Here is a 5,552-nt window from a genome sequence, read left to right as displayed (position 1 = left end):
CAAAAGCATGCTTCATTTCCGCTACCTGTTTTTCCAGTTTTTCCGGGATGAGCGAACGGGCTTCAGCCAATATGTCCACCCGGTCTGCTACAATATTTGTTTGTTTACCGCCTTCAAACCGGCCGATATTGGCTGTCGTTTCATCATCAATCCGTCCAAGCGGCATTCTGGCAATCGCTTTTGCGGCGAGTGTTATCGCTGACACACCTTTTTCGGGTGCCAGCCCGGCATGTGCCGTTTTTCCTTTCATAACCGCATTCAGTTTGGCCTGTGTCGGTGCTGCCACAATGATATCGCCAACAGTGCCATTGCTGTCAATCGCATAGCCGTACTTTGCATTGATAAGTGAACCATCTAGGGATTTGGCGCCAACCAATCCGGATTCTTCCCCGACGGTAATGACAAATTGGATATCCCCATGCTTTACATCCTGGTCAATTAATGTGCGAATGGTTTCCAAAATGGCAGCAAGCCCCGCTTTGTCATCTGCACCCAGGATCGTTGTGCCATCGGAGACGATATAACCATCTTTGATAGATGGTTTAATCCCATTGCCAGGGATCACGGTATCCATATGCGAGGTGAAATAAATCGGATCAGCGCCTTCTTTGTTACCTTTTAATGTACAAATTAAATTCCCGGCGCCGTGACCTGTTTTCTCTTTACTATCATCTTCTTTTACCTCCAGACCCAAATCTGTAAATTTTTTAGTCAGGACTTCTGCTATTTCACTTTCAAAGCCGGTTTCCGAATCAATTTGAACCAGTTCGAAAAATTCGTTTATTAGCCTGTCTTGATCGATAGAAATCATAATCTGTGCCTCCTGAATTGTTTACAAAGGTATATTGCCATGTTTCTTCTTGGGCCTATCCTCTTCTTTATGGTGAAGCATTTCCAGTGCTTGAATCAGCTTCACTCGTGTTTCGCGCGGATCGATGATGTCGTCGATCATGCCAAGTCCTGCTGCCACATAAGGATTGGCAAACTTCTCACGGTATGTGCTGATTTTTTCCCGGCGTGTCGCTTCCGGATTGTCACTTTCAGCAATTTCTTTGGCAAAAATAATATTGGCAGCCCCATCAGGACCCATAACGGCAATTTCAGCATTTGGCCAGGCATATACCAAATCAGCGCCGATTGATTTACTGTTCAGGGCTACATATGCCCCACCATATGCTTTACGGGTAATCACCGTTATTTTCGGAACCGTTGCTTCGGAATATGCGTACAATATTTTAGCGCCATGGCGGATGATCCCGCCATGTTCCTGTTTCACACCAGGGAAAAAGCCGGTAACATCTTCAAACGTAATCAGTGGTATGTTAAACGAATCACAAAAACGGATAAACCGGGATGCTTTATCACTTGAATCAATGTCAAGCCCCCCTGCGAGATATTTCGGCTGATTGCACACAAATCCTGCAGGTTCCCCATTAATACGTGCAAACCCGACGACAACATTTTTAGCAAAGCCTTTATGTAACTCGTAAAAACTTCCTGGGTCAACCACTTGCTCGATGACAGACTTAACATCATAGGGCCGTGTCGCATCAAATGGGACGATATCGGTCAGATCAGGGCGTGTTTCATCATTCAATTCAAACGTTTTCACTGGCGGATTTTCCCGATTATTGGCCGGTAAATAATTGATAAGGTCTCTTACGGCATCAAGCGCTTCTTCTTCACTGGCCGCCTTGATATGGGCATTGCCGCTTTTGGCATTGTGGACATCGGCACCACCCAGTTCCTCGGTAGAAATCTGTTCGCCGGTCACCGTTTCAATTACCTTTGGCCCGGTAATGAACATTTGCGAGGTTTTTTCAACCATGATGACAAAATCGGTAATGGCTGGTGAGTAAACGGCACCGCCCGCACTCGGCCCCATGATAACCGAGATCTGCGGGATGACCCCCGAATAAATTGAATTGCGGTAAAATACCTGCCCGTATCCATCAAGAGATGAGACACCTTCCTGAATTCGGGCACCACCTGAATCATTCAATCCGATAAAAGGCGTGCCGGTTTTGGCGGCTAGATCCATAGCAGCCGCAATCTTCTTTCCGTGCATCTCACCAAGGGCACCGCCATAAACGGTAAAATCCTGTGCAAATAAATAAACAGCCCGTCCATTTATTTTTCCATAGCCAGTAACGACACCTTCTCCATTGGCATGATTGTTATTCATACCAAAGTCAGTCTCGCGGTGCTCGATAAATGGGTTTAATTCTACAAACGAACCGTCATCAAGCAAGTAATCAATCCGCTCGCGTGCTGTCAATTTGCCTTTGGCGTGCTGCTTGTCAATCCGTTCATCACCGCCGCCAAGCTCGACCTGCCGGCGTTTATCATATAATTCGTTGATCTTGTCGAAAATATCCATTATGCTTCACTTCCTTTAGGATGCTGACACAATTCAAACAGAACACCATTTGCGGCCTTTGGGTGGATAAAAGCAACCTGGCTGTCATGGGCGCCTTGCTTTGGCTCTTCATTGATCAATGGAATCCCTTCTGATTTCAAAGTGTTCAGGCGTTCATCAAGCTCATCTGCCTCAAGAGCGATATGATGAATGCCTTCACCTCTTTTATTCAAAAAACGATAAATCGGGGATTCGGTGGTCAATGGCTCAAGCAGCTCGATTCTGGATGAGCCAATTTTCAAAAAAGCTGTCTTAACGCCTTCTGTCTCAATTGTCTCAATACCTTCCAGCTCCAGTCCGAGGGTATCCGTATAAAAGGATAATGCCTGGTCAATTTGCTTCACCGCAATGCCGATATGAGCAATTTTTTCCGGTGCTTTCAGTTTTTCTGCTTCCGGATTCACCAATTGCTTAATATAAGTGGCCAGTGCCTCAGTTGAAGATCCGCTCGTGAATATTCTCTGAACCCCATGCTCCATTAAATACGGAATGTCTTCAGCAGGGATAACGCCCCCGCCAACCACTGGAATGTCGGCTGCATGCCGTTCTTTCAGGGCTTCAATGACTTTTGGAAATAAGGTTTTGTGCGCCCCGGAAAGCGATGATAATCCGATAACATCCACATCTTCCTGAATGGCAGCTTGTGCAATTTGTACCGGTGATTGCCGCAATCCAGTGTAGATCACTTCCATACCGTGATCACGTAAAGCCTGGGCAATGACCAATGCACCCCGGTCATGCCCATCCAAACCGGGCTTTGCGATCAGTACGCGTATTTTCCCCATGTTATTTCCCCCCATTTTAAATGTTTAAAAACGTATAAAAAATAATTTAACCTTTTCTTCCAGTTTGTTCCTTGATGATACAAGTATTTTACATACCTGTATACTCACCGAATTCATCACGCAATACATTGCAAATTTCACCGACGGTCGCATAAACCTTCACGGCATCCAAAATATACGGTATCAGATTTACATCCGGATGTTTAGCCTGCTCGCGTAATGCGTTGAGCTTAAAGTCAACTGATTCCTGATTACGTTCACTGCGCACAGTTTCCAGCGCATCAATTTGGGCTGCTTCCAGTGCTTCATCAACTTTCAGCAATTCCGGATCGACTTCCTCATCAAGCTTATATTGATTTAAACCGACAATTATTTCTTCTTCATTTTCGATTTTCTTTTGTGTTTCGTACGCAGTAAGCTGAATTTCCCGCTGCATATATCCCTCTTCTACAGCCTTGACCGCACCACCGATTTCATCAATTCGTTCCAGATATTTATTCACTTCTTCCTCAATCTTATCGGTTAGCGACTCAACGTAATACGAACCGCCTAACGGATCAACCGTGTCTGCCACACCGCTCTCATGAGCAATGATCTGCTGCGTCCGAAGTGCGATGCGGGCCGATTCTTCAGTTGGCAGGGACAAAGCTTCATCACGTGAATTCGTGTGCAAACTTTGAGTACCGCCAAGTACAGCTGCGAGTGCCTGCATTGTAACCCGGACAACATTATTATCAGGCTGCTGTGCGGTCAGTGTCGATCCGCCTGTTTGCGTATGAAACCGTAATTTCCAGCTTTTTGGATTTTTTGCCTGATAATGTTCCTTCATGATCTTTGCCCATATGCGTCTGGCTGCACGGAATTTAGCCACTTCCTCAAAAAAATTGTTGTGGGCATTGAAGAAAAAAGCCAGTCTTGGCGCGAAGGCATCAATGTCAAGGCCTGCTTCCAGTGCAGCATCAACATATGCCATTCCATCTGCAAGGGTGAACGCCACTTCCTGTACAGCTGTTGAGCCCGCCTCACGAATATGATATCCCGAAATACTGATTGTATTGAATTTCGGTACATATTGCCGGCAATACTCAAATATGTTGGTAATTAACCGCATCGATGGCTTTGGTGGGAAAATGTATGTACCGCGCGCAATATATTCTTTCAAAATATCATTTTGGATGGTGCCGGTCAGCTTTTCCAGTGGAACGCCCTGTTTTTCGCCGACTGCAAGATACATGCATAAGAGAACAGACGCCGGCGCATTGATGGTCATGGATGTACTGACTTTGTCAAGTGGTATCTGATCAAGCAATTGTTCCATATCATGTAATGAATCAATCGCAACCCCAACTTTGCCGACTTCCCCCTCAGCCATGACATCGTCGGAATCATATCCAATTTGTGTCGGCAAATCAAAAGCGACCGACAAACCCGTCTGTCCCTGATCAAGCAAATAGCGGAATCGTTTATTGGTTTCTTCAGCAGATCCGAAGCCGGCATACTGGCGCATCGTCCATAACCGGCTCCGATACATGGTTGGCTGGATCCCGCGGGTATAAGGATATTCACCAGGATAGCCCAATTTTTCCTCATATTCTCCATCACGGCTTGGGTAATACAGCCGATCAACCTCCAGATCAGATGACGTTGTGAACGGGTTTTTCCTTTCCGGAAATCGTTCCAATGTTTTGTCAACAGTTGCTTCCCAGGCTTCTTTTTTAGACTGAAATTCATAATCACTCATAAACTGAACCCCCCTGTTTTCTAATTCTTAATAATTTATCTTATGATGACACTTGTCCAGTTCCATAATTAACGGTAAAATACAAGTCAGGAAAAGGACGTAAGGAGGAATAGAATTGGCTGCCAGAAAAAAATCTAAACGTGAACGCAGAATAAAAGTAGTCATATATATTATGATCTTGGCAATGATCCTTTCGACATTGACAATGGGACTGTCAATGTTTATATGATTAGAGTCAGATATCTGCATTCAGCTGAAAACCAATTTCATGTTGACGGACTGAAAAGACTGGAGAGCATATTATTCCGGTCTTTTTTTCTTACGTGTTTTTTCGGGTACATCACTTTTTTTAAATTTTTTCTTCAGCAGCAGGTAATCTTCTATTTCATGCAGCAGACGGAATAGGTTAGCTCGTGTTTCAAACGCTTCCCGCGTTTTCGGCAATTCTTCCCGGTCGAACGTTCGGCGCAGCTCTTCCAGTTCCTCCAAATAAAGCGTTGCTGTATTGCCCGGATGTACAGCATCACCCAATTTCTCAAAAAAGCCGGCAATTTTGAATGAGATTGCGTCTCTGTTCGGCAGCCTGCTTACTAATGGAAGCATTTTT

At 45.0% G+C, this 5,552-nt stretch carries 5 protein-coding genes and 1 pseudogene; 1 reads left to right on the top strand and 5 read right to left on the bottom strand.

Features of this window, described 5'->3' with window-relative positions:
• The 4 genes from VK080_RS13470 to VK080_RS13455 all read right to left on the bottom strand — a co-directional run.
• Positions 1-811, bottom strand: an 811-nt coding sequence (locus tag VK080_RS13470) for a M20/M25/M40 family metallo-hydrolase (protein ID WP_324225285.1), incomplete at its 3' end; no start/stop codon positions are given.
• 21 nt (positions 812-832) lie between these two features.
• Positions 833-2,383 carry an acyl-CoA carboxylase subunit beta gene (locus tag VK080_RS13465; protein WP_324225286.1) on the bottom strand — a complete coding sequence of 517 codons (1,551 nt, stop codon included), beginning with the start codon at positions 2,381-2,383 and terminating at the stop codon, positions 833-835.
• Entirely contained in the window at positions 2,380-3,204 is an 825-nt protein-coding gene (gene mce, locus VK080_RS13460) for a methylmalonyl-CoA epimerase (protein ID WP_324225284.1), read from the bottom strand. The genes VK080_RS13465 and mce overlap by 4 nt, the downstream gene beginning before the upstream one ends.
• Before the next feature lie 88 nt (positions 3,205-3,292).
• Positions 3,293-4,945, bottom strand: a complete 1,653-nt coding sequence (locus VK080_RS13455; RefSeq protein WP_324225283.1) for a methylmalonyl-CoA mutase family protein — start codon at positions 4,943-4,945, stop codon at positions 3,293-3,295.
• Between the two features lie 115 nt (positions 4,946-5,060).
• Here VK080_RS13455 and prli42 point away from each other — a divergent pair, with 115 nt between their 5' ends.
• On the top strand, positions 5,061-5,174 hold the full coding sequence (gene prli42, locus VK080_RS15950; protein WP_349254636.1) for a stressosome-associated protein Prli42: 114 nt from the start codon (positions 5,061-5,063) through the stop codon (positions 5,172-5,174).
• 71 nt (positions 5,175-5,245) lie between these two features.
• Here prli42 and VK080_RS13450 read toward each other — a convergent pair.
• Positions 5,246-5,552: pseudogene (locus VK080_RS13450) on the bottom strand (aromatic acid exporter family protein); the annotation flags it as partial.

Source organism: Lentibacillus sp. (assembly GCF_035301925.1).
Lineage (GTDB): Bacteria > Bacillota > Bacilli > Bacillales > Amphibacillaceae > Lentibacillus.
Note: the sequence above shows the minus strand (reverse complement) of the source record. Positions and strands in the feature narration are given on the sequence as shown.